The 21,747-nt window shown below is 74.0% G+C and carries 20 protein-coding genes and 1 tRNA gene; 15 read left to right on the top strand and 6 right to left on the bottom strand.

The annotated features are described in order from the left end of the window. Window positions 1-119 precede the first annotated feature (119 nt). Window positions 120-1,088 carry a helix-turn-helix domain-containing protein gene (locus tag ND486_RS10610; RefSeq protein WP_251784157.1) on the bottom strand — a complete coding sequence of 323 codons (969 nt, stop codon included), beginning with the start codon at window positions 1,086-1,088 and terminating at the stop codon, window positions 120-122. 112 nt (window positions 1,089-1,200) lie between these two features. Here ND486_RS10610 and ND486_RS10605 point away from each other — a divergent pair, with 112 nt between their 5' ends. Then, complete coding sequence (locus ND486_RS10605) at window positions 1,201-1,710, top strand: group 1 truncated hemoglobin (protein ID WP_208820528.1); 510 nt, start codon at window positions 1,201-1,203, stop codon at window positions 1,708-1,710. Between the two features lie 21 nt (window positions 1,711-1,731). Continuing rightward, window positions 1,732-1,968, top strand: coding sequence for a ferredoxin (locus ND486_RS10600; protein WP_251784155.1), 237 nt, complete (start codon window positions 1,732-1,734; stop codon window positions 1,966-1,968). Window positions 1,969-2,055: 87 nt separating this feature from the next. Here the strand turns inward: ND486_RS10600 and ND486_RS10595 are convergent, their stop codons facing one another. Then, a complete protein-coding gene (locus ND486_RS10595; protein WP_251784153.1) occupies window positions 2,056-2,652 on the bottom strand; it encodes an XRE family transcriptional regulator in 597 nt (198 codons plus the stop codon). Window positions 2,653-2,774: 122 nt separating this feature from the next. Here ND486_RS10595 and ND486_RS10590 point away from each other — a divergent pair, with 122 nt between their 5' ends. The 4 genes from ND486_RS10590 (at window position 2,775) to ND486_RS10575 (ending at window position 5,613) form a co-directional block, all read left to right on the top strand. Further along, entirely contained in the window at window positions 2,775-3,431 is a 657-nt protein-coding gene (locus ND486_RS10590; RefSeq protein WP_374231397.1) for a cyclopropane-fatty-acyl-phospholipid synthase family protein, read from the top strand. A 3-nt stretch (window positions 3,432-3,434) separates the two neighbouring features. Beyond that, a complete protein-coding gene (locus ND486_RS10585; RefSeq protein WP_251784151.1) occupies window positions 3,435-3,914 on the top strand; it encodes a DinB family protein in 480 nt (159 codons plus the stop codon). 40 nt (window positions 3,915-3,954) lie between these two features. Next, a complete protein-coding gene (locus ND486_RS10580; RefSeq protein ID WP_251784149.1) occupies window positions 3,955-4,566 on the top strand; it encodes a GNAT family N-acetyltransferase in 612 nt (203 codons plus the stop codon). Between the two features lie 381 nt (window positions 4,567-4,947). After that, window positions 4,948-5,613 carry a dimethylsulfonioproprionate lyase family protein gene (locus ND486_RS10575; RefSeq protein ID WP_251784147.1) on the top strand — a complete coding sequence of 222 codons (666 nt, stop codon included), beginning with the start codon at window positions 4,948-4,950 and terminating at the stop codon, window positions 5,611-5,613. 343 nt (window positions 5,614-5,956) lie between these two features. Here ND486_RS10575 and ND486_RS10570 read toward each other — a convergent pair. The 4 genes from ND486_RS10570 to ND486_RS10555 form a co-directional block, all read right to left on the bottom strand. Further along, window positions 5,957-6,028 (bottom strand) — tRNA-Arg (locus ND486_RS10570). A gap of 62 nt (window positions 6,029-6,090) precedes the next feature. Beyond that, entirely contained in the window at window positions 6,091-6,756 is a 666-nt protein-coding gene (locus ND486_RS10565) for a DUF305 domain-containing protein (RefSeq protein WP_251784145.1), read from the bottom strand. A 7-nt stretch (window positions 6,757-6,763) separates the two neighbouring features. Further along, on the bottom strand, window positions 6,764-7,594 hold the full coding sequence (locus ND486_RS10560; protein ID WP_208820538.1) for a DUF3105 domain-containing protein: 831 nt from the start codon (window positions 7,592-7,594) through the stop codon (window positions 6,764-6,766). 56 nt (window positions 7,595-7,650) lie between these two features. Then, window positions 7,651-9,789: a hypothetical protein gene (locus ND486_RS10555; protein WP_251784143.1), complete on the bottom strand. Its 2,139-nt coding sequence runs from the start codon at window positions 9,787-9,789 to the stop codon at window positions 7,651-7,653. A 74-nt stretch (window positions 9,790-9,863) separates the two neighbouring features. Between ND486_RS10555 and argS the strand changes: the two genes are divergently transcribed. The 9 genes from argS (at window position 9,864) to prmC (ending at window position 21,725) form a co-directional block, all read left to right on the top strand. After that, window positions 9,864-11,513, top strand: coding sequence for an arginine--tRNA ligase (gene argS / locus ND486_RS10550; RefSeq protein WP_251784141.1), 1,650 nt, complete (start codon window positions 9,864-9,866; stop codon window positions 11,511-11,513). Window position 11,514: 1 nt separating this feature from the next. After that, window positions 11,515-12,963: a diaminopimelate decarboxylase gene (gene lysA / locus ND486_RS10545; RefSeq protein ID WP_251784139.1), complete on the top strand. Its 1,449-nt coding sequence runs from the start codon at window positions 11,515-11,517 to the stop codon at window positions 12,961-12,963. A gap of 99 nt (window positions 12,964-13,062) precedes the next feature. Further along, the gene (locus ND486_RS10540; protein ID WP_062397382.1) at window positions 13,063-14,442 is read left to right on the top strand and encodes a homoserine dehydrogenase; all 1,380 of its coding nucleotides are present in this window, start codon (window positions 13,063-13,065) and stop codon (window positions 14,440-14,442) included. Between the two features lie 164 nt (window positions 14,443-14,606). Beyond that, on the top strand, window positions 14,607-15,623 hold the full coding sequence (gene thrC / locus ND486_RS10535) for a threonine synthase (protein ID WP_235975738.1): 1,017 nt from the start codon (window positions 14,607-14,609) through the stop codon (window positions 15,621-15,623). Continuing rightward, the gene (gene thrB / locus ND486_RS10530) at window positions 15,623-16,525 is read left to right on the top strand and encodes a homoserine kinase (protein WP_251784137.1); all 903 of its coding nucleotides are present in this window, start codon (window positions 15,623-15,625) and stop codon (window positions 16,523-16,525) included. The genes thrC and thrB overlap by 1 nt, the downstream gene beginning before the upstream one ends. A gap of 325 nt (window positions 16,526-16,850) precedes the next feature. After that, window positions 16,851-19,235: a transcription termination factor Rho gene (gene rho / locus ND486_RS10525; RefSeq protein WP_251784135.1), complete on the top strand. Its 2,385-nt coding sequence runs from the start codon at window positions 16,851-16,853 to the stop codon at window positions 19,233-19,235. Between the two features lie 132 nt (window positions 19,236-19,367). Continuing rightward, window positions 19,368-19,589, top strand: a complete 222-nt coding sequence (gene rpmE, locus ND486_RS10520) for a 50S ribosomal protein L31 (RefSeq protein WP_062397374.1) — start codon at window positions 19,368-19,370, stop codon at window positions 19,587-19,589. 88 nt (window positions 19,590-19,677) lie between these two features. After that, complete coding sequence (gene prfA / locus ND486_RS10515) at window positions 19,678-20,754, top strand: peptide chain release factor 1 (protein WP_251784133.1); 1,077 nt, start codon at window positions 19,678-19,680, stop codon at window positions 20,752-20,754. A 68-nt stretch (window positions 20,755-20,822) separates the two neighbouring features. Further along, a complete protein-coding gene (gene prmC / locus ND486_RS10510; protein ID WP_062397371.1) occupies window positions 20,823-21,725 on the top strand; it encodes a peptide chain release factor N(5)-glutamine methyltransferase in 903 nt (300 codons plus the stop codon). Window positions 21,726-21,747 lie beyond the last annotated feature (22 nt).

Raw genomic sequence — 21,747 nt, 5'->3', positions numbered from 1 at the left:
CGGGCTGTGCACCCCGCCCGCGGTCGGCAGGCCCCCGAGCGCGATGGTTCCCTCCGCTGCTCAGCTGTCGTCGACGGCCCGGCGGGTCGTGGACGGACACCCGCCCGGCTGGGCTCCGGTCACTGCGCCCGGCGGCGGATCGGCGCACCGGCCCCGGCCCCGACGAACCGGTCCCGGAACTCGCGCGGCGAGACGCCGAACCGCCGGTGGAACACCCGGCTGAAGTGCGCCGGATCGGGCAGCCCGCACCGGCGACCGATCGTGGCGACGGACTCGCGGCGGCTCGCCGGCGAGCCGAGCGACCGCACCGCCGCCTGCAGCCGCTCCTCCCGGATGAGGGCGGCCACCGTGCGCTCCTCGCCGGCGAACACCCGGTGCAGGTGGCTGACGGAGACCCCGCACGCCCCGGCGATCGTCGTCGGGGACAGTCCGGGGTCCCGGAAGTGCCGCCGGACGAGAGCACGGACGAGGGCGACGGGGACCCGTGCGGGCCCGCCGGACGGGGCCGTGGGGACCAGGCAGGAGACCGCGGCCAGCAGCGACTCCTGGAGGGCCAGGTCGTCGTCGATGTCACCGCCGGTCCGCTTCGGCGGGACGAGAGAGGCGACGAGGTGGCGCACCGCCCCGGCCAGACCGTCGCGGGCGGACCCGGGCCGGACCGTGCACGTGGCGTCCACCCCGCCGGGCAGTCCCAGCAGGCCCTTGGGCATCAGCAGGATCGTGTAGTCGAGGGCGCCCCGGGTGCGGAACTCGAAGGGCCGGGCGCTGTCGTAGAGCAGGAAGTCCCCGGGCGTGAGTGTCGCCGTCCGCCCGTCCTGCTCGACGACCGTCGTGCCGCGGTTGACGAACAGGAGGTTGAGCTCCTCGGGGTCGCCGCCCCGCCGGATGTCGCTGTCCCGCCGCCGGAACGTGTGCTCGGTGCCGGCGATGCGCCGGACCCGGGTGCTGCCGATCTCACGGAACCGGATCCGGCCCTGCACCTCCCGGCCCGCCGGGACGACCAGGAGCGGCACGAAACGGTCGCGCACGGACTCGTGCCAGTACTCCAGCCGCTCGCGGGCGGGGACGGCTCTGGTGTCGACCTCCACACCGATCAGTGGACCACCGGCTGCTCCGGCGGTGGTTGCGCCCGCGTCACATGTCTTGTCGATGCGTCGCCGTTCGTTGACGCATCGAGCGCCGGGACCGGAGTGTCGCGCCATGACCGACGCAGCGGACCCCACCACCAGCACCGACGACCGCCCGCTCTACGACCGCCTGGGCGGGTTGCCGGTCGTCACCTTCCTGGCCAAGACGCTCGTGCAGCGGGCCATGCTCGACCCGACCATCGGCCACATCTGGAACCACAAGAGCCAGGCCGAGGTGCAGGAGGAGATCAACGGCTTCGTCGAGTTCCTCGGGGAGCACTGGGGCGGCCCGCACACCTACACCGGCCCCGACATGGCCACCGCGCACCGCGGGATGGGCGTCACGGAGGAGTACTGGACGGCGCTGTTCGACGACATCGTCACGCCCGCCTACGCCGAGTTCGGCCTCCCCGAGCGCGAGGCGAAGGAGATCGACGAGTTCCTCCGCTCGTTCAAGGACGTCGTCGTCGGCAGCCCGTCGTACAAGGACGTCCTGCTCGCCCACCCGGACATGGACGTGCTGGCCGGGATGGAGAGCGTGGGCGTGCACTGGCCGGCGCCCCGCGACGCCGACGCCCGCTGACGACGGCGCCGGGAGCACCGCATGGGTGAGAACGGACGCGACGGCGACCCGGCGGCGTGGCGGATCGAGGTGTCACCGCGCTGCATCTCCGCGGGCCTGTGCCTGGCGATCGCGCCGGACCACGTCGAGTTCGCAGGGGTCCGGGCCCGGCCCACCGGGGCGCCGCTCGACGAGGAGGGCCTCGCGACGGTCCGCGCCGCCGCGGACCGGTGCCCGGTCGCCGCCATCACGGTGGAGCCGGGCCTGGCCCCGGCCTGAGCCGCCCCGGCGGCGCGACGACCGCGCCGCCGGGGCGCCACCCGCCCGCGGGCCGGACGCGCTCGGACGGCGGCCCCCGCCGCCGCCTCAGCCGTGGCGCCCGGCGCGGGTCGTGCCCCGGCCGAGGTGGGCGTGCTCGCCCTGGAGGCTGAACAATGCGAGCGTCTCGGCGGGCCGGTCGTCGGCGCTGCCGATCCAGTGCGGTGTGCCGGTGTCGAACTCGACCACCTCGCCGGGGTCGAGGAGGTGCTCGGTGTCGTCGAGGACCAGCCGCACCCGGCCGTCGAGGACGTAGAACCACTCGTAGCCCTCGTGGGTCTGCAGGGCGGTCGTCGGCGACGCGGCGGCCGGCGGGTAGACCACCTTGAAGGCCTGGACCCCGCCGCCGCGACGGGTCAGCGGGACGAACACCAGCCCGCGGTGGCGCACCGGGCGCAGGTGGATGCGGGGGTCACCGGTCGGCGGTGCCTGCACGAGGTCGTCGAGCGGGACCCCGTGCGCCCGGGCCAGCGGCAGCAGCTGCTCCAGTGTCGGCCGCAGCTTCCCGGTCTCCAGCCGGGACAGGGTGCTCGCGGTCAGGGCGGTCTCCGCCGCGAGCTGGTCGAGGGTGGCGCCGCGGCGACGGCGCAGGTCCCGCAACCTCGGGCCCACGCCGGCGAGCACGTCGTGTCCGGTGTCGTCCACCTCCCCAGATTGCCGATCGGCAAGATTCCTTGCAACCCGGGACGGCGGGTGTCGATGCTGCGGAGGTACCGACGTCGGCGACGCCGATGACGCCGCACCCACACCTCCCGGAGGAACCACCGATGGAGCCCATGCCGACCGCGTCCGACCCCGCGACCTTCTGGGACGAGCTCTACCGCCGCCGCGGTGGGGGAGAGGCCCGCGCCAACCCCCTGCTCACCGAGGTCGCCGGCCCGCTGACACCGGGCACGGCCCTGGACCTCGGATGCGGTGCCGGGGGCGACACGATCTGGCTGGCCCGGCACGGCTGGCACGTCACGGCGGTGGACATCTCCGCCGCCGCCGTGGACGGGCTCGCGCGTCGCGGCCGCGCCGAGGGGCTCGCGCCGCGGATCCGCGCCGAGCGCCACGACCTCGCGACGACGTTCCCGGACGGGACGTTCGACCTGGTCTCCGCCCAGTACCTGCAGACCCCGTTCACGCTGGACCGCGACGCGGTGCTGCGGACCGCCGCGCGCGCACTGCGCCCGGGCGGGCTGCTCCTCGTCGTCGACCACGGGTCCGTCGCCCCGTGGTCGTGGAACCAGGACCCGGACGCCCGCCACCCCACCGCCGCCGAGATCGCCGCCGGGCTCGGCCTCGATCCCGACGGATGGGCCGTCGAGCGCGCCGACGAGCCCCGGCGCCTCGCGACCGGCCCCGACGGCCGTACCGCCACGGTCGTCGACACCGTCCTGGTCCTGCGCCGCGCCGGCGCCGCCGCCACCCACCGGAGCTGACCCGTGCCCCGCCGCGACACCGCCCTCCCGCCCGACGCCGCGGACGAGAAGAGCGTCCTGACCGGGTTCCTGGGCCACCTCCGCGGCGCGGTCGCGGCCAAGGCCCTCGGCATCCCGGACGCCGCCGCCCGTGAGCCCGGCGTCCCCTCGGGGACCAGCCTGCTCGGCCTGGTCGCGCACCTGACGCACGTCGAGCGTCACTACTTCCTCGGTGAGGCCGTCCGGGACTGGCCCGCGACCTTCCGGCCGCGGGCGGAGGACACCGCCGAGGACGTCGTGGCGGCCTACCGGGAGGCCACCGCCCGGGCCGACGCCGTCGTCGACACCTGGTCCGGCCTGGACCGGGCGGCGCCGGTACCCGCGGGACGGAGGTCGGCCCCGTCGAGGCGGTGGCTGCTGGTGCACATGATCGAGGAGACCGGGCGCCACGCCGGGCACGCCGACATCCTCCGCGAGCGCATCGACGGCCGCACCGGGCGCTGAGGAGCGAGCCATCGCCGACCTGTCGGCAGAATGACCCACCATGGCGGACGCTCTCACGGTCGCGATGCTGAACGAGGACACCTGGCCCTCGTTCGCCGCAGTGGTCGAGGCGAACAACGGTGTCTGGGGCGGTTGCTGGTGCATGGGCTTCCACGTCGAGCTCGGTGGAGGCCGTAGCCCGCAGCAGAATCGGACCGAGAAGCGTGAGCTCGTGCGGTCGGGTGCCACCCACAACGCACTGGTCCTCGACGGCGACACGTGTCTGGGCTGGTGCCAGTTCGGCAGGCCGCACGAGCTCCCCGAGATCAAGAGCCGGCGGCGGTACGAGAAGGAGCTGGCGCGGCTGCCCGACTGGCGCATCACCTGCTTCTTCACCGGGAAGGGGCTGCGGCGGCGGGGAGTCGCCGACATCGCGCTCGGCGGTGCGCTGGCCGAGATCGCCCGTCTGGGCGGCGGGGTCGTGGAGGGGTATCCGGAGGAGACCGACGACCGAGCGGTCCCGGGTTCGTACCTGCACACCGGACCGATGGCTGTGTTCGAGCGGCGAGGCTTCACCCGCACCCGACCGATCTCCCCGCACCGCTGGGTGGTGACGCGCACCGTCGACGGGACGTCGCCGGCGCGCCCGCAAGGAGTCGCCCACAGCCGATGACGGCCGGACACGACGAACGCGGCCCCTCACCCTGTTCCAGCAGGTGAGGGGCCGCGTTCTGCCGAGCAGTGACGTGCCCCCGGCAGGATTCGAACTCCCCGCCTTCCGTCGCTCGCCCCGGTACCCGGGCTGTCACCGGTGCTCGTGCGGTTCGGAGGGCTCGCAGTGACGTGGCGACAGGAAGTACGTGGGTGACCCGACATCGCTTTCCCGGCCGAGAAGTGTGCGGCTCCAGCTGAGCATCGTGCCGGCCGCGGGGCGCTCCCCGGCGAGTCCACTGTTGACATCACGTCCGGTGTGAGCCGAGCATGCCCCTACCCCGGGAGCCCGAAGAGGGACCAGCCGCCGGAGGTAGGACAGAGCTGACGGGGAATCGAGGACATGGGGACGTCACGCCTGCGAGATCATCCTGACTTCGCCTACACGATCAGCGACTTCGATGCGCTCTACCGGTTCGGCTCGGCCGGGGGGAGCCGGCCGATCCGCACGCACATGCGGCAGGTGCGTGAGGCGATCGCCGACGTGTTCGAGGACAACCCGGAGGTCGTCGGCCGCGAACCCACCCGACTTCCGGTGGTCGACCATCTCGGTCGCGCACTGGACCTGGGCTCGCGTGGCGACCTGGGCGTACTCAGCGACTCGCTGCGAAGGATCTCCGACCGGCTGACGTGGGAGCACGGGTACGAGAAGGTTCCGCGGGGGCTGGTGAAGAAGTACGGCTACTGCGAGATCGTCGGCCCGAAGGGGCCGGTGGTGTCCGACCGCATCATTCTGGGACTGGTTCTCTTCGCCCCGGAGACCGTCTATCCCCAGCATCACCACCGGGGGATCCAGGAATCCTACGTCGCGATCGCCGGAGAATGGTCGGAGAACGACGGTGCAGTGCATGCTCCGGGCTCGCTGATCCTCAACGAGGCCGGGCACGAACACCGCATCACGACCGGACGACAGTCCCCGTGTCTGCTCGCCTACTCCTGGATCGGTTCGCCCGAACGGCTACTGACGCCGGCAATGCGTTTCTCCGCACCGCGCCGCCGCGTTCGATAGGCGGTCCCGAGGAGGGGCCCGGGGCTGATGGCGTAGGTCCGGGCGTGTCGGACCTCCCACGAGGGGCCGGTGTCCGACGCTCGACGGAGGATCGGCCGGTGACCGAGCACTCGGTGGCGGTGCTGCTGAAGGTCCACGTACCGACGATCGACGGCCGGCAGGACGCCACGCGGCGGCGCATCGACGCTGCGTCGGGCAGATCGGCGGGCTGAGCCGACTTCGGGGCGCGGTCGGGAGAACACTCGCAACGGGCCATCCACGGCGGGTGGCGGCCGGACACGACGAACGCGGCCCCTCACCCTGTTCCAGCAGGTGAGGGGCCGCGTTCTGTCGAGCTGTGACGTGCCCCCGGCAGGATTCGAACCTGCGCTCCCGCCTCCGGAGGGCGGTGCTCTATCCCCTGAGCTACGGGGGCCGTGCGATGGGAGAACAGTAGCGCACCCTGCGCGACCCCCCGACACGGGGGCCCGTGCGTGATCAGCTCAGCGGCAGCGGGGCGGCGCCCCGCTCGGCGAGCAGCCCGCGCATCAGGTCCGCCTCGGAGTTCTGCGAGAAGAGCATCTGCCCGGCGAGGTTGCGGACCTCGGCGGTGTCGGCGTGGTCGCGGGCGTACTCCAGCATCGACACGCCTCCCTGGTGGTGGCGCAGCATGAGCTGGAGGAACTCGACGTCCAGGGCGGCGCCGGGCGGGGTGGCCCGCAGCCGGGCGAGGTCGGCGGTGCTCGCCATGCCCGGCATCGTCGCGACGCTGCCGGACATGCCGGACATGCCGGCGTGCGCGGAGTCGTCCATCCAGGCCATGTGGCCGCCGCTGGGCAGGCTCGGCGCGTCCCACAGGCCGAGCCAGCCCTGCATCCGGCCGACCTGTTGGTTCTGGGTGGTCTCGATGTCGAACGCCAGTTGCCGCACCCGCGGGTCGGTGGCGCGGTCGCGCTCCCAGGACGCCATCTCGACGGCCTGACGGTGGTGCACGGTCATGTCCTGGGCGAACCCGACGTCGACCGAGCCCGGCTCGGGCACGAACGGGCCGAACGCGCCGCGTACCGCGAACCCGGCGACGAGCACCGCGACCAGCGCGATCACGCCGAGCGTGATCGTGATCGGGTTCCGCCAGAGCGGGGTCTCGTCGGCCGGGGTCGTCATCGGGGCCTCACTGCCCGGGGGCCGGTGCGGGCGCCGGGGCCTGCTGCCCGGGTGCGGGCTGCCCGGGGACGGTGGGGTCGGGCGCCGGGGCGCCGCCGGGGGTCGCGCCCTGGTTCTCGGGCAGGATCGTCTGCCCGTCGACGGCGGACTGCTCCGGGATCGGCTGGAAGGCCGGCGGGTTGTCCTGGTCGAAGCCCTGTGCGCCGAGGGCGTCGCAGGAGGCGCCGACCTCGGGGTGGGTGAAGCGGTTGAGCCGCAGCGCGCGGATGAACTGGTCGATCCGCTCGTCGTCGGCGCTCTGGACCTTCAGCTGGTTGCCCCAGGACTGCAGCGAGATCGGGGCGTCGAGGCCCGGGTAGGGCGACATCACCGTGTACGGCTGTCCCTCGACCCGCTGGGACAGTGCGGCCTTGCCCGCCTCGTCGAGGGTGTCGGGGTTGTAGGCGATCCACACGGCGCCGTGCTCCAGGGAGTGCACGAGGTTCTCCGAGCGGACCGGGTTCGGGTAGACCACGCCGTTGCACGCGGCCCAGAAGCCGTCGTGCGCGCCGCCGAAGGGCGGGCTGTGGGTGTAGGCGACCCGCTGGAAGCCGAGCACGTGCTGCAGGCCCGGGTAGTCCTGGCTGACGATGCCGGGGATCGCGAGCGCCGGGTTGCGGTTGTCGTCGGTGGGCTCCCAGGCCCGGTTCTGGTTGCGCTGCACCAGCGGGTAGACGATGAACGCCCCCGCGAGCAGCACCAGCACGGTGATCGCGGCGACCATGCCCCAGGGGAACTGGCGCCGGCCGACCGAGCTCGGCATCGACGGTCGCTTCTTGCCGGACTTGCCGCTGGCCATGGGGGAGTCCTGTTCGTGGTCGGCGGGCGGGTTCGCCCGAGTCTAGGAAGACGCCGTCAGCGGCTCGCCCACCACCCGTAGGAGCGGTAGTCGGGGTAGGGCGCGAGCAGCGGTGCGACCGGACGGGTGGTCACCGTGACGCGGTCACCGGTCACGAGCTCCCCGGGCACCGTGAACGACGCCTGCGCCCACGGCTGCGCGTCCGGCAGCGTCCACTCCCCGGCGGGGCGGCCGTCGACGTCGACGGCGACCACCCGGGTCCGCTCGCCGGGCAGCGCGGGCCCGGCGCCGATCCGCCCGGTCAGGGTGAGCGGCCGTCCGGGGACGGTGCCGCCGAGGGTGAAGGTCTCGCCCCCGACGACGTGCCGGCCGCTGTCGGCGACGAGCCGCCCCGGCGCGACGACGGCCCGGTCCAGCACCGAGTCCGGCTGTACGCCGAGCACCGGCGGGTCGGTCGTCCAGCCGTGCGCGGCCTCGTCGGCGGTGTCCCCGACGTTCAGGTGGTCCACGATCCGGCCGGGCACGGGTGCGTCCGGTGCCTGCGCGGAGTCCGCGGCGGACCAGTCCGCGCGCCAGATGCTCACCCGGTCGCAGCTGCGGTCGATCTGGCAGGTCTGCGGTGCGGACGCCGAGATCGGCCGGGCCGGCCCGGCGAGCCCGAAGGTGATGACCGGCTCGGTGCCGAGCAGCCCGGCGCGGCCGAGGTCGGCGACGGGCACCCCGCCCCACCGGTCGAACACCGCGAACCACTGCGGCCGCTCGTCCGGCGGCAGCGCGCGCAGCGCCTCGTAGAGCGTCCCCGGTCCGTTCAGCGACGGCGCGGCCATCCCGTTCGTGGTCAGGCCGACCAGGTCGACGGTGCGGTGACCGCCGAACCAGGCCGCGGCGCCGACGTCGTTGACGGCCACGGCGTCGCCCGGCGGGACGTTCCCGGCGATCCACTGCGCGACGCTCACCGGCCCCTCGCGCATCGCCGAGGCCTGCTGGCCCAGCCGCAGCGCCCAGGCGGGCGTCGCGGCGACGGTGAACAGCAGCACCACCGCGAGCAGCCCGCCGCGCGCCGTCCGGTGCGGCACGAGACCGGCGCCGAGCACCACGAGCAGGAGCAGCAGCGGCAGGAACGGCTGCAGGTAGCGCAGGTCCTGCCACATCGCCGTCGTCAGGGTGGCGACGGCCGCCACCACCAGCACCAGCCCGCCGCCGAGAGCGACCGCGAGGGTCCGCTCCCGGCGCGCGGCGAGCGCGGCGACCCCCAGCACCGCGACAACGAGCGCGAGCGGCGCCAGCACGTCCTGCCCGGACAGCCCGGCCAGCGAGGCGAGCAGCGCCGCGACGTTGCGCTGCACGTGGTCGGCGATCTCCAGCGGCTGGTGCAGGAACCCGGTGTGCAGCCACGACTTCGCGAGCACCCCGTTGGCCTGGGAGGTCCCGGTGAGCACCCGGAACAGCAGCAGCTGTGCCGCGAACACCACCACCGGCGCCGCGACGAGCAGCCCCCGCGCCGCCGCACGCCCCCAGGGGAACCCTCGTTGCCACCTAGGCCACGAGAGTTCCCCTGGGGGCGTCCCGGGGCGGGACCGCAGCAGCGTCCACGCCATCGCGGCGGTGAACGCGGCGGCCAGCAGGAAGCCCTCGGGACGGGTCAGCGCCAGTAGCGCCGCGACCACCGGCGTCCACCGGAAACGGGGACGTTCGCGCAGGTAGGACAGCAGGGTGCCGGTGACCAGGGTCGCGAGCAAGCCCGCCTCCATCCCGCTGGCCCCGCCCCACAGCAGCGGCCCGCACAGCGCGGTGAGCAGTCCCGCCCACCATCCCGCGGCCCGCCCGCCCAGCCGGGTCGCGGCGGCCGAGGTGAACGCCGCGGCGAGGGCGACGCCGACGACCCCGCCCGCGACGGCGACGGCGAGCAGCCACCGGCCGTCGAACCCGACCGCGTGCGCGGCGCCGAGCAGGACCATCCAGAGCAGGCTCGACGCGCCCGTCGTGATCTCCGCACCCGGCTGGTAGCGCAGCGGCTCGCCGTCGCCGAACTGCCGGGCGTACTGCAGGTGGATGTAGACGTCGTCGAGCGGCGGGACCAGGCTCCCGCGGTTGTAGGCCAGCGACACCGCGACGAACCCCGCCCCGAGCAGCAGCGCCACCGCCCCGGAGACGACGGGCGCGCGGGTACTCCGGTCGGTGGAGGGGGGCGTCACGCCCCGCATCGTCGCCGGTCGGGGTGCGGATACCTGCATGAGGGTGCCGGGGGTCCCTCCGTAGAATCCGGGTGGTGAATCCCGACGTGCTCGCCGACCTGGTCCGTGACGTCGCGCGGGACGTGCTGCTCCGACGCGACCTGGACGTCTCCGCGCTGCCGGCCGATGCGGGTGTCGAGCGTCCCCGCAACCCCGACCACGGCGACTACGCGACCAACATCGCGCTGCGCACCGCCAAGAAGGCCGGCGTGAACCCGCGCGAGCTCGCGACCTGGCTGGCCGAGGAGCTCGCGACCCGTGACGGCGTCGCCAGCGCCGAGATCGCCGGGCCCGGCTTCATCAACCTGCGCCTGGCCGCCGACGCCCAGGGCGCGATCGTCGGGGAGGTCCTCGCCGCGGGCGCGGGCTACGGCACCGGCGACGAGCTGGCCGGGCGCAACGTGAACCTCGAGTTCGTCTCCGCCAACCCGACCGGCCCGCTGCACCTGGGCGGCACCCGGTGGGCCGCGGTCGGTGACGCGCTGGGCCGGGTGCTGTCCGCGCGCGGCGCGAAGGTCACCCGCGAGTACTACTTCAACGACGCCGGCGCCCAGATCGACCGGTTCGTCGGCTCCCTGGTCGCGGCCGCGCAGGGCGAGCCCGCCCCGGAGAACGGCTACGGCGGGGATTACATCGCCGAGATCGCCCAGCGGGTCGTCGCGGCCGAGCCCGGCGTGCTGGACCTGTCCGACGCCGAGCGGGACGAGGTGTTCCGCCGGGTCGGTGTGGGCTTCATGTTCACCGAGATCAAGCAGAAGCTGGGGGAGTTCCGCGTCGAGTTCGACGTGTGGTTCCACGAGCAGTCGCTGCACGACTCGGGTGCGGTGGAGACCGCCGTCGCCGCGCTCAAGGAGAAGGGCTCGCTCTACGAGTCCGACGGCGCCTGGTGGCTGCGCTCGACCGACCACGGCGACGACAAGGACCGCGTCGTCATCAAGTCCGACGGCCGCCCCGCCTACATCGCCGGCGACATCGCCTACCTGCGCGACAAGCGGGCCCGCGGCTTCGACCTGTGCATCTACATGCTCGGTGCCGACCACCACGGCTACGTCGCCCGGCTCAAGGCCGCGGCGGCCGCGTTCGGCGACAACCCGGCCGTGGTCGAGGTGCTGATCGGCCAGCTGGTCAACCTGGTCAAGGACGGCACCCCGGTCCGGATGAGCAAGCGCGCCGGCACCGTCGTGACGATGGACGACCTGGTCGGGGCCGTCGGCGTCGACGCCGCCCGGTATTCCCTCGTGCGGTCCTCGGTGGACTCGGGCCTGGACATCGACCTGGACCTGCTGGCCAGCCGGACCAGCGAGAACCCGGTGTTCTACGTCCAGTACGCGCACGCCCGGCTGTCCTCGCTGGCCCGCAACGCCGCCGACCTCGGCATCACCCCCGGCGAGGACTACGGCCTGCTGTCCCACCCGCGCGAGGGCGACCTGATCCGCACCCTCGGCGAGTTCGGCGACGTCGTGCGCACCGCCGCCGAGCTGCGCGAGCCGCACCGGGTCGCCCGCTACCTGGAGTCGCTCGCCGGCGCCTACCACAAGTTCTACGACTCCTGCCGCGTCCTGCCCCAGGGCGACGAGGAGGTCTCCGACCTGCACCGCGCGCGCCTCGCGCTCTGCGTCGCCGCCCGCACGGTGCTCGCCAACGGCCTGGCGCTGCTCGGCGTCGACGCCCCGGAACGGATGTGACATGAGGGCACACCCCGCAGGCCCGATGCACGCGGGCCTCACCCCCGCGCCCGAGTCGGCCGGGCCCCGCCCGGAGAGCGCAGCGGCGCTCGACGAGCTGGCGCCCGCGGTCTGGCCGCGGCACGCCGCCCGCGGCGCCGACGGCGCGCTGCGCCTGGCCGGGGCCGACGTCCGCGACCTCGCCGCGGCCCACGGCACCCCGCTGTTCGTGCTCGACGAGGACGACTTCCGCGGCCGCTGCAGCGAGTTCGCCGCCGCGTTCGGGGCCGAGGCCGTGCACTACGCGGCGAAGGCGTTCCTGTGCACCGAGATCGCCCGCTGGGTCGCGCAGGAGGGCCTGTCGCTGGACGTGTGCTCCGGCGGCGAGCTGGCCGTGGCGCTGCGCGCGGAGTTCCCGCCCGAGCGGATCGCGCTGCACGGCAACAACAAGTCCCTCGCCGAGCTGGAGGCCGCGGTCGAGGCGGGGGTCGGCGGGATCGTCGTCGACTCCTTCGACGAGATCGCCCGGCTCGCCGACGTCGCCGCCGCGCGGGACACCGTCGCGCCGGTGCTGATCCGGCTCACCGTCGGCGTCGAGGCGCACACCCACGAGTACATCGCCACCGCGCACGAGGACCAGAAGTTCGGGTTCTCCATCGCCGGGTCCGACACGAAGGACTCCGCGGCGCTGGAGGCCGCCCGCCGTGTGCTCGCCGCGAGCCACCTGAGCCTGGTCGGGCTGCACAGCCACATCGGTTCGCAGATCTTCGAGACCGAGGGCTTCGAGGCGGCCGCCCGCCGCGTGGTGAAGGTGCTCGCCGACCTGCACGCCGAGCACGGCGGCGAGAACCTGACCGCGCTGCGCACCCTGGACCTCGGCGGCGGCATCGGCATCGCCTACCGGCCGGGGGACACCCCGCTGTCGATGCCGGCGCTGGCCGAGGAGCTGCGCGCGATCGTCAAGCGCGAGTGCGCCGCCTCCGGGCTGGACGTGCCGGCGATCGCCGTCGAGCCGGGCCGGGCCATCGCCGGGCCGGGCACCGTCACCGTCTACGAGGTCGGCACCGTCAAGGACGTCCCGCTCGGCGGGTACTCCCGGCGCTACGTCAGCGTCGACGGCGGGATGAGCGACAACATCCGCACCTCCCTCTACGACGCCGAGTACGACGTACGGCTGGTGTCCCGCGCCAGCGGGCACGACTCGGTCCCCGGCGGGGACGTCCCCGTGCTGTCCCGGGTGGTCGGCAAGCACTGCGAGTCGGGTGACATCGTGGTGCGCGACTGCTGGCTGCCGGCCGATCTCGCGCCGGGCGACCTGCTGGCCGTCGCGGCGACGGGGGCCTACTGCTATGCCATGGCGTCGGGGTACAACCGGCTGCCGCGCCCTGCTGTCGTCGCGGTCCGTGACGGGGTCGACCGGACCCTGTTGCGTCGCGAGACACTGGAGGACCAGTTCCGTTTCGAGGTGTGAGCGCACCCGGGTGAGAACCGCCACCCGGACCTGTCTGCACCCGCCCGACCAGGAATGATCGGCGCGCGCCCGAGGGGTGCGCGCACGCGAGGAGGACACGTGGCGAGCGAGACCGGCGCCGTCCGGGTGGCACTGCTGGGCTGCGGCACCGTCGGCACCGAGGTGGTCCGGCTCATCACCGAGCAGGCCGACGAGCTGGCCGCGCGGGTGGGAGCCCGCATCGAGCTGGCCGGGGTCGCCGTGCGGCGACCGCACCGGCACCCCTGGCTGACCGAGAACTTCCCGGACCTGGTGACCACCGATGCCGGCGAGCTCGTGACCCGCGACGACGTCGACGTCGTCGTCGAGGTCATCGGCGGGATCGAGCCGGTCCGCGGCTGGCTGCTGGAGGCGCTCAAGTCCGGCCGCTCGGTCGTGACGGCGAACAAGGCGCTGCTCGCCGAGGACGGCCCGACGCTGGCCGAGGCCGCCGACGCCTCCGGCGCCGACCTCTACTACGAGGCCGCCGTCGCCGGGGCGATCCCGCTGCTGCGCCCGCTGCGCGAGTCCCTGGCCGGGGACCGCATCACCCGGGTCGCCGGCATCGTCAACGGCACCTCGAACTTCATCCTCTCCGCCATGTCCTCGGGCGGGACGTCCTACGCCGACGCGCTGGAGGAGGCGACCCGGCTGGGCTACGCCGAGGCCGACCCGAGCGCCGACGTCGACGGCTACGACGCCGCCTCGAAGGCCGCGATCCTGGCCTCGCTGGCGTTCCACACCCGCTTCACCGCCTCCGACGTGCACCGCGAGGGCATGCGCGAGGTCAGCTCGGCCGACGTCGCCGCCGCCCGCAGGCTCGGCTGCACGATCAAGCTGCTCGCCATCTGCGAGCGCGTGGTGGCCACGGACGGGACCGAGTCGGTCTCGGCGCGCGTCTACCCGGCGATGGTCCCCGACTCGCACCCGCTGGCCGGCGTCGACGGCGCGTTCAACGCGGTGTTCGTCGAGGCCGAGGCCGCCGGCCAGCTGATGTTCTACGGCCAGGGTGCAGGCGGCGCGCCGACCGCCTCCGCGGTGCTCGGCGACCTCGTCGCGGTGGCCCGCAACCGGGTCGGCGGCGGCCGCGGGCCGCGCGAGTCGGCCTACGCCAGCCTGCCGGTGCGCCCGATCGGCGAGGTGCCGACGCGCTACCACGTCGACCTCGAGGTGGCCGACCGTGAGGGCGTGCTCGCCGCCATCGCGAGCGAGTTCGCCCGGCACGGCGTCTCGATCGCCGCGGTCCGCCAGACCGGCGGTGTGAACGGCTCGGTGGACCGGGCCGACGGCTCGGACCGCAGCCAGGCCCGGCTGACGGTCGTCACGCACTCGGCGCCGGAGGCCGCGCTGTCGGCCACGGTGTCGGCGCTGCTGGACCTCGACCACGTGCTCGGCGTCGCGGGCGTGTTGCGGGTCGAGGGACTGGGCCGCGCGGTGAGCGCACTGGGTATGGGCGAATGACCACAGGTGGGGGATCAGGGAGTGGACCGGTCGTGACGGACAGCGTGCGAGGAGTCCGGGGGCCGGCCTCCGGCCCCTTCGGCCCCGTGACCCAGGTCGCCGGTGCGGTCGCGCCGCCGCCACCCGGCCAGTGGCCGGGTGTCATCGAGGCCTACCGCGACCGGATGCCCGTGCAGCCGGACTGGACCGTGGTGACGCTCGGGGAGGGCGGCACGCCGCTGCTGCCGGCCCCCCGGCTGTCGGAGCTGACCGGCTGCCAGGTCTACCTGAAGGTCGACGGCGCCAACCCGACCGGCTCGTTCAAGGACCGCGGCATGACGATGGCGGTCACCGCCGCGCTCGCCGACGGCAAGTCCAGCGTGCTGTGCGCCTCCACCGGCAACACCTCGGCGTCGGCGGCCGCCTACGCCACCCGTGCCGGGATGACCTGCGCGGTGCTCGTGCCGACCGGGAAGATCGCGCTGGGCAAGCTCGCCCAGGCCGTCGCGCACGGCGCCCGGATCCTGCAGATCGACGGCAACTTCGACGACTGCCTGGAGCTGGCCCGCAAGACGACCGCCGACTACCCGGCGATCGCGCTGGTCAACTCGGTGAACCCGACCCGGATCGCCGGCCAGGCCTCCGCCGCCTACGAGATCTGCGACCAGCTGGGCCGCGCCCCGGACGTGCACTGCCTGCCGGTCGGCAACGCCGGCAACATCACCGCGTACTGGCACGGCTACCGCGGCTACCACGCCGACGGCGTCATCCCCGCGCTGCCGCGGATGTTCGGGTTCCAGGCCGCCGGCGCCGCACCGCTGGTGCACGGCGCCCCGGTGAGCGACCCCGAGACGATCGCGACCGCCATCCGGATCGGTGCCCCCGCCTCGTGGAAGGGCGCGACCACCGCGCGCGACGAGTCGAACGGGAAGTTCGCCGCCGTCACCGACGACGAGATCCTCGCCGCCTACCGGATGCTGTCCGCGCAGGAGGGCGTGTTCGTCGAGCCCGCATCGGCGTCCAGCGTCGCGGGGCTGCTGCAGAGCCACGCCGACGGATCGTTGCCCACCGGCTCCCTCGTGGTGTGCACGGTGACCGGGCACGGCCTGAAGGACCCCGACACCGCCCTGCTCACCGCTCCGGACCCGGAGATCGTCCCGATCGACCCCGGGGCGGTCGCGGCGGCGCTCGAGCTGGCCTGATGGGGCGCCCGACGCGCGTACTGGTGCGGGTCCCGGGGTCGACGGCCAACCTCGGCCCCGGCTTCGACTCCCTCGGCATGGCCCTGGCGTTGTACGACGAGATCGAGGTCGAGACCTTCGAGACGCCGGGGTTGTTCGTCGACGTCGCGGGGCAGGGCTGCCGGCACGTCCCGCGCGACGAGCGGCACCTGGTCCTGCGGGCGATGCGTCTGGCCTTCGAGACGTTCGGCGGGGCGCCCGCGGGGCTGCGGCTGCGCTGTCTCAACGCGGTGCCGCACTCACGCGGCCTCGGCAGCTCCGCGGCGGCCGCCGTCGCCGGGGTGACGGCGGCCGCCGTGCTGGCCGGGCGGGACCCGGAGCTGGAGCGCGACGCGCTGCTACAGCTCTCCGCCGGCATGGAGGGCCACGCCGACAACGCCGCGGCCAGTCTGCTCGGCGGGTTCGTGGTGGCCTGGGAGACGGCGGGCTCGGCCCGGCGCTTCCACGCCGAGAAGCTGGACGTGCACCCCGACGTGCACCCGGTCGCCTGCGTGCCCGACGTCGAGTCCTCGACCAAGACCACCCGGGGGCTGCTGCCCGAGCAGGTCCCGCTGGCCGACGCCGCGTTCACCGGCAGCCGCTGCGCGCTGGCGGTGCTGGCGATGACCCGGCGGCCGGACCTGCTCATGGCGGCCACCGAGGACCGGCTGCACCAGCCCTACCGGCGTCCGGCGTACCCGTCGTCGCTGCGGCTGGTCGAGGCGCTGCGGGAGCACGGCGTACCCGCCGCGATCTCCGGCGCCGGGCCGACGGTGCTGGCCCTGACCGGCGACGGCGCGCTGCCCGACGGCGTCGACACCGACGGTTTCGCGGTGCAGCGGCTGCCGGTCGACACCACCGGTGTGCAGGTCGAGGTCCGCTGAGCACCGGTGCCCGCCGGGAACGTGAGGTACGCGACCCCGTGCGTCGGCGCGTCGCCCGAGGGGGGTTGTTGCCGCCCCGGGGTGTACGGACTAGTCTCGCCCGTGCATGGCGATCCACGCGACATCGGCGTAGTCTTGCGGCCGGGCCCGCTCGCCCGATCTCCTTTCTGAACTGGACTCGGAATCCCGAACGGGCGGCCTGACTCCCGCGACGTCGTCGTGGGACTCCATCTGTGAATGCTGCCGATACGGGGTCTCCGTATCGGCCGAGCGTGTGACATCCCCTGACCTGGACAGGTAACCGGGTCGGTCAGGAAGGAACTCTGTGAGCGAGACCGATCTCGCCGGTACCGGGACCGCGTCGGCCGAGGCGGCGCCCCGCCGACGCGGCGGCCTGTCCGGCATGGTGCTGGCCGAGCTGCGCCAGCTGGCCACCGAGCTGAACGTCCCGGACATCTCCGGCATGCGGAAGGGTGACCTGATCGCGGCCATCAAGGAGCGTCAGGGCGGAGCGGCGGCGGCCCCCGCGAAGAAGCCGAAGGCGAAGGCGGACCCCGCCGCCACCACCGGCTCCGACGGTGCGGACGCGCCGCAGCTCGCCCTCGGCGACACCGCCGCGGCCCCCGCCGGCAACGGCTCCGCCGCGCCGGCCGCCCCTCAGGCACCCGCCGAGCAGGCCGGCGACCAGGGCGGACAGGTCGAGGCCCCCGCGCCGCGCACCCGTCGTCGCCGTGCTGCGACCCGTCCGGCCGGCGCCCCCGACGCCACCGTGACCGACGCCGCCACCGGCGACCCCGGCACCTCCGCCGGCAACGGTGCGGCCCCGGCCGTCGCCGAGAGCGCCCCGGCCGCCGCGCCCGAGCAGGCCGCCCCCGCCGCGAGCGCGCCGGAGAAGGCCGACAGCACCCCGGCCCCGGCCGAGGAGCGCCGTGAGGACGCCGACGGCGCCGGTCGTCGTGGCCGGACCCGCCGCCGCGGGCAGGCCGACGACAACGGCCAGAAGGACAACGGCCAGAAGGACACCGGCTCCCAGGGCGCCCCGAAGGACACCGCCACGGACGCGGGCCAGCGGGACGCGGGCCAGAAGGACGCCCGTCGCGACGCCGACGGCGACGACGCCGGCACCGACGGCGACCGCCGTCGCGGCCGTGGGGCCGACCGCAACGCCGAGCGCGGTGCTGACCGCAACGGTGGCGACCGCACCGGTGAGGGCCGCGACGACAACGGCCGCGGCAACGGCGACAACGGCCGTGGCGGGCGCAACCGCGACGGCGACGACTCCGGCCGCGGCAACCGCGGGAACCGCAACAACGACCGGACCGGAGACCGCGGCGACAACCGCGGCGAGCGGAACGGTGACCGGAACAACGACCGCAACGGTGACCGGAACAACGACCGGAACAACGACCGCGGTGCCGACCGGAACGACTTCCGCGACGACGACGGCGACGACGGTGACGGCCGCGGCCGCCGCGGCCGCCGCTTCCGCGACCGCCGTCGCGGCCGGGACCGCGAGCGCACCGGTGGCGGCGCCACCGGCGGTGGCGTGGACACCGAGATCCGCGACGACGACGTCCTGCTGCCGGTCGCCGGCATCGTGGACATCCTCGACAACTACGCGTTCGTCCGGACCACCGGCTACCTGTCCGGCCCGACCGACGTCTACGTGTCGATGTCGATGGTCCGCAAGAACGGACTGCGGCGTGGTGACGCCATCACCGGCGCCGTCCGTCAGCCCCGCGAGGGCGAGCAGCAGCGGCAGAAGTTCAACCCGCTGGTGCGCGTCGACTCGATCAACGGGCGGGACCCGGAGGCCGCGCGCAACCGGCCCGAGTTCACCAAGCTGACCCCGCTCTACCCCAACGAGCGGCTCCGCCTGGAGACCGACCCGTCGCAGCTGACCACCCGCGTGATCGACCTGATCATGCCGGTCGGCAAGGGGCAGCGTGCGCTGATCGTCTCCCCGCCCAAGGCGGGCAAGACGACGATCATGCAGAACATCGCGAACGCGATCACCACGAACAACCCCGAGTGCCACCTCATGGTCGTCCTCGTCGACGAGCGGCCCGAGGAGGTCACCGACATGCAGCGGTCGGTGAAGGGCGAGGTCATCGCCTCGACCTTCGACCGCCCGCCGGCAGACCACACCGCCGTCGCCGAGCTGTCCATCGAGCGGGCCAAGCGCCTGGTCGAGATGGGGCACGACGTCGTCGTCCTGCTGGACAACATCACCCGCCTCGGGCGCGCCTACAACCTGGCCGCGCCCGCATCGGGCCGGATCCTGTCCGGTGGTGTCGACTCCACGGCGCTGTACCCGCCGAAGCGCTTCCTCGGCGCCGCGCGCAACATCGAGGACGGTGGCTCGCTCACCATCTTCGCGACCGCGCTGGTCGAGACCGGGTCCACGATGGACACGGTGATCTTCGAGGAGTTCAAGGGCACCGGCAACGCCGAGCTCAAGCTGGACCGGAAGATCGCCGACAAGCGGATCTTCCCGGCCATCGACGTCGGCGACTCGAGCACCCGCAAGGAGGAGCTCCTGATGTCGCCCGACGAGCACGCGGTGATGGTGAAGCTCCGCCGCGTCCTCGCCGCGCTCGACGACCAGCAGGCGCTCGACCTGGTGCTCAGCCGGCTCAAGAAGACCAAGACCAACATCGAGTTCCTGATGCAGGTCGCCAAGAACACCCCCGGCAAGGACGAGGACTAGTCCGAGCCGTGCCGTCCGGGCCCCGGTGGGAATTCCGCCGGGGCCCGGATGGTTGAATGGACCGTCAGCTTCCCGGCACCGGTTCACCCTGGTCGTACCAGGGACCCGGCGGCCAACGATGAGGAGAGAGCCATGCGCGAGGGAATCCACCCTCAGTACGTCGACACCCAGGTCACCTGCGGTTGCGGCAACCAGTTCACCACCCGCAGCACCAAGAACAGCGGCGCCATCAGCGTCGAGGTCTGCTCCGCCTGCCACCCGTTCTACACCGGCAAGCAGAAGATCCTGGACTCCGGTGGCCGCGTGGCCCGCTTCGAGGCCCGCTACGGGAAGCGCGAGCGCGCCGCCAAGTAGCTCCCGACACGGCGCCCGTCGCCTCGCCGCACGCGAGGAGGCGGGCGCCGTTTCGCGTTCCCGCCCCAGCGCCACGAAGGAATCTCCGATGAGCACGCAGTCGGTCGACGCCCTGCTCGACGAGCACGCCGAGCTGGAGCAGCGCCTCGCCGACCCCGACGTCCTCTCCGACCAGGCGCAGGCCCGCAAGCTGGGCCGTCGCTACGCCGAGCTCGGCCCGGTCGTGCGCTGCGCCCGCGAGCTCGCCCAGGTCCGCGAGGACCGCGACGCCGCCCGTGAGCTCGCCGCCGAGGACCGCGCCTTCGCCGCCGAGGCCGACGCCCTGGACACCCGCATCGTCGAGCTCGAGACCGAGCTGACCGAGCTGCTGCGCCCGCGTGACCCGCACGACGGCGACGACGTCCTGATGGAGGTCAAGTCCGGCGAGGGCGGCGAGGAGTCCGCGCTGTTCGCCGGCGACCTCGTGCGCATGTACAGCCGCTACGCCGAGAGCCGCGGCTGGAAGGTCGAGGTCCTCGGTGCCACCCCGTCCGACCTGGGCGGGTACAAGGACATCACGCTGTCCCTGCGCAGCAAGGACCCGGTCGACGGGGTGTGGGCCGCGTTGAAGTTCGAGGGCGGCGTGCACCGCGTCCAGCGCGTCCCGGTGACCGAGTCGCAGGGCCGCATCCACACCTCCGCGGCCGGCGTGATGGTCTTCCCCGACACCGACGACGCCGGGGACGTCGAGATCCACGACGCCGACATCCGGGTCGACGTCTACCGGGCCTCGGGCCACGGCGGGCAGAGCGTCAACACCACCGACTCCGCCGTGCGGATCACGCACCTGCCGACCGGCATCGTCGTGACCTGCCAGAACGAGCGCTCCCAGCTGCAGAACAAGGCCCGCGCGATGGACGTCCTGCGGGTCCGGCTGCAGGCGAAGGCCGAGGCCGAGGCGGCCGAGGCGGCGTCGGAACAGCGCCGCTCGCAGGTCCGCACGGTGGACCGCTCGGAGCGGATCCGCACCTACAACTACCCGGAGAACCGGATCTCCGACCACCGCGTCGGGTTCAAGGCCTACAACCTGTCCGCGGTGCTCGACGGCCACCTCGTCGACGTCCTCGCCGCCCTGACCGCGGCCGAGCGCGCCGAGGCCATGGCGGGGGAGCAGGGGCAGGAATGATCCCCCGCTCAGGTGATGCTCCGGTCACCTGCGGTGTCCCCGCGCCCCGCAGCCGGGACACTGAAGCCGTGACCGAGACGACGGCGAGCCCCACGACCGGCAGCCGGCTGCCGCTCCGGGTGGCGATCGCGGAGGCCGAGCGCACCCTGGCCGCCGCCGGTGTCGCGTCGCCGCGTGTCGACGCCGAGCTGCTCGCCGCGCACGTGCTCGGCTCGTCGCGGTCCACGCTGCTGATGACCCCGCTGGTGGACCCGCCGGTCGTCGAACGGCTGCAGACCCTCGTGGCCCGCCGCGCCACCCGCGAACCGTTGCAGCACATCCTCGGCACCGCGGTACTCGGCCCGGTCGAGGTCGCCGTCGGACCGGGGGTGTTCACCCCGCGCCCGGAGACGGAACTGCTGCTGGAGTGGGGCCTCGCCGCGATCCGCGACGTGAGCCGCCCCCGGGTGCTCGACCTCTGCACCGGCTCCGGCGCGCTCGCGCTGGCCTTCGCGGTGTCCCGGCCCGACGCCGAGGTGCACGCTCTCGAGGCCGACCCGTCGGCACTGTCCTGGACCCGGCGCAACCTCGACGCGCACGTCGCCGCGGGCGGACGCCCGGTGACCCTGCACGTCGCCGACGTCCGGTGGACCGACCTGCTCATCGAGCTGGAGGGTGCGGTCGACCTGGTCGTCTGCAACCCGCCCTACGTCCCGGACGGGACGCCGGTGCCGCCCGAGGTGGAGCGGTGGGACCCGCCCGGCGCCGTGTTCGGCGGCCCCGACGGCACCCAGATCATCCAGGCCGTCGTACGCGGGGCCAGCGGATGGCTGCGGCACGGCGGGCACCTCGCGATCGAGCACGACGACACCCACGGCGAGACGGTCCCGGCTCTGCTGCGCCGCCGGCGGACGCTGGGCGAGGTCACCGAGCACGACGACCTCACCGGCCGCCCGCGCTTCGTCACCGCCCGCCGCGTCCCCTGCCCCTGACGCCCGTCCCCCCACCGGGGAG

It is taken from the genome of Pseudonocardia sp. DR1-2, assembly GCF_023717215.1.
Classification (GTDB): Bacteria; Actinomycetota; Actinomycetes; order Mycobacteriales; family Pseudonocardiaceae; genus Pseudonocardia; species Pseudonocardia alni.
This window is presented reverse-complemented; position numbering and strand designations above follow the sequence as displayed.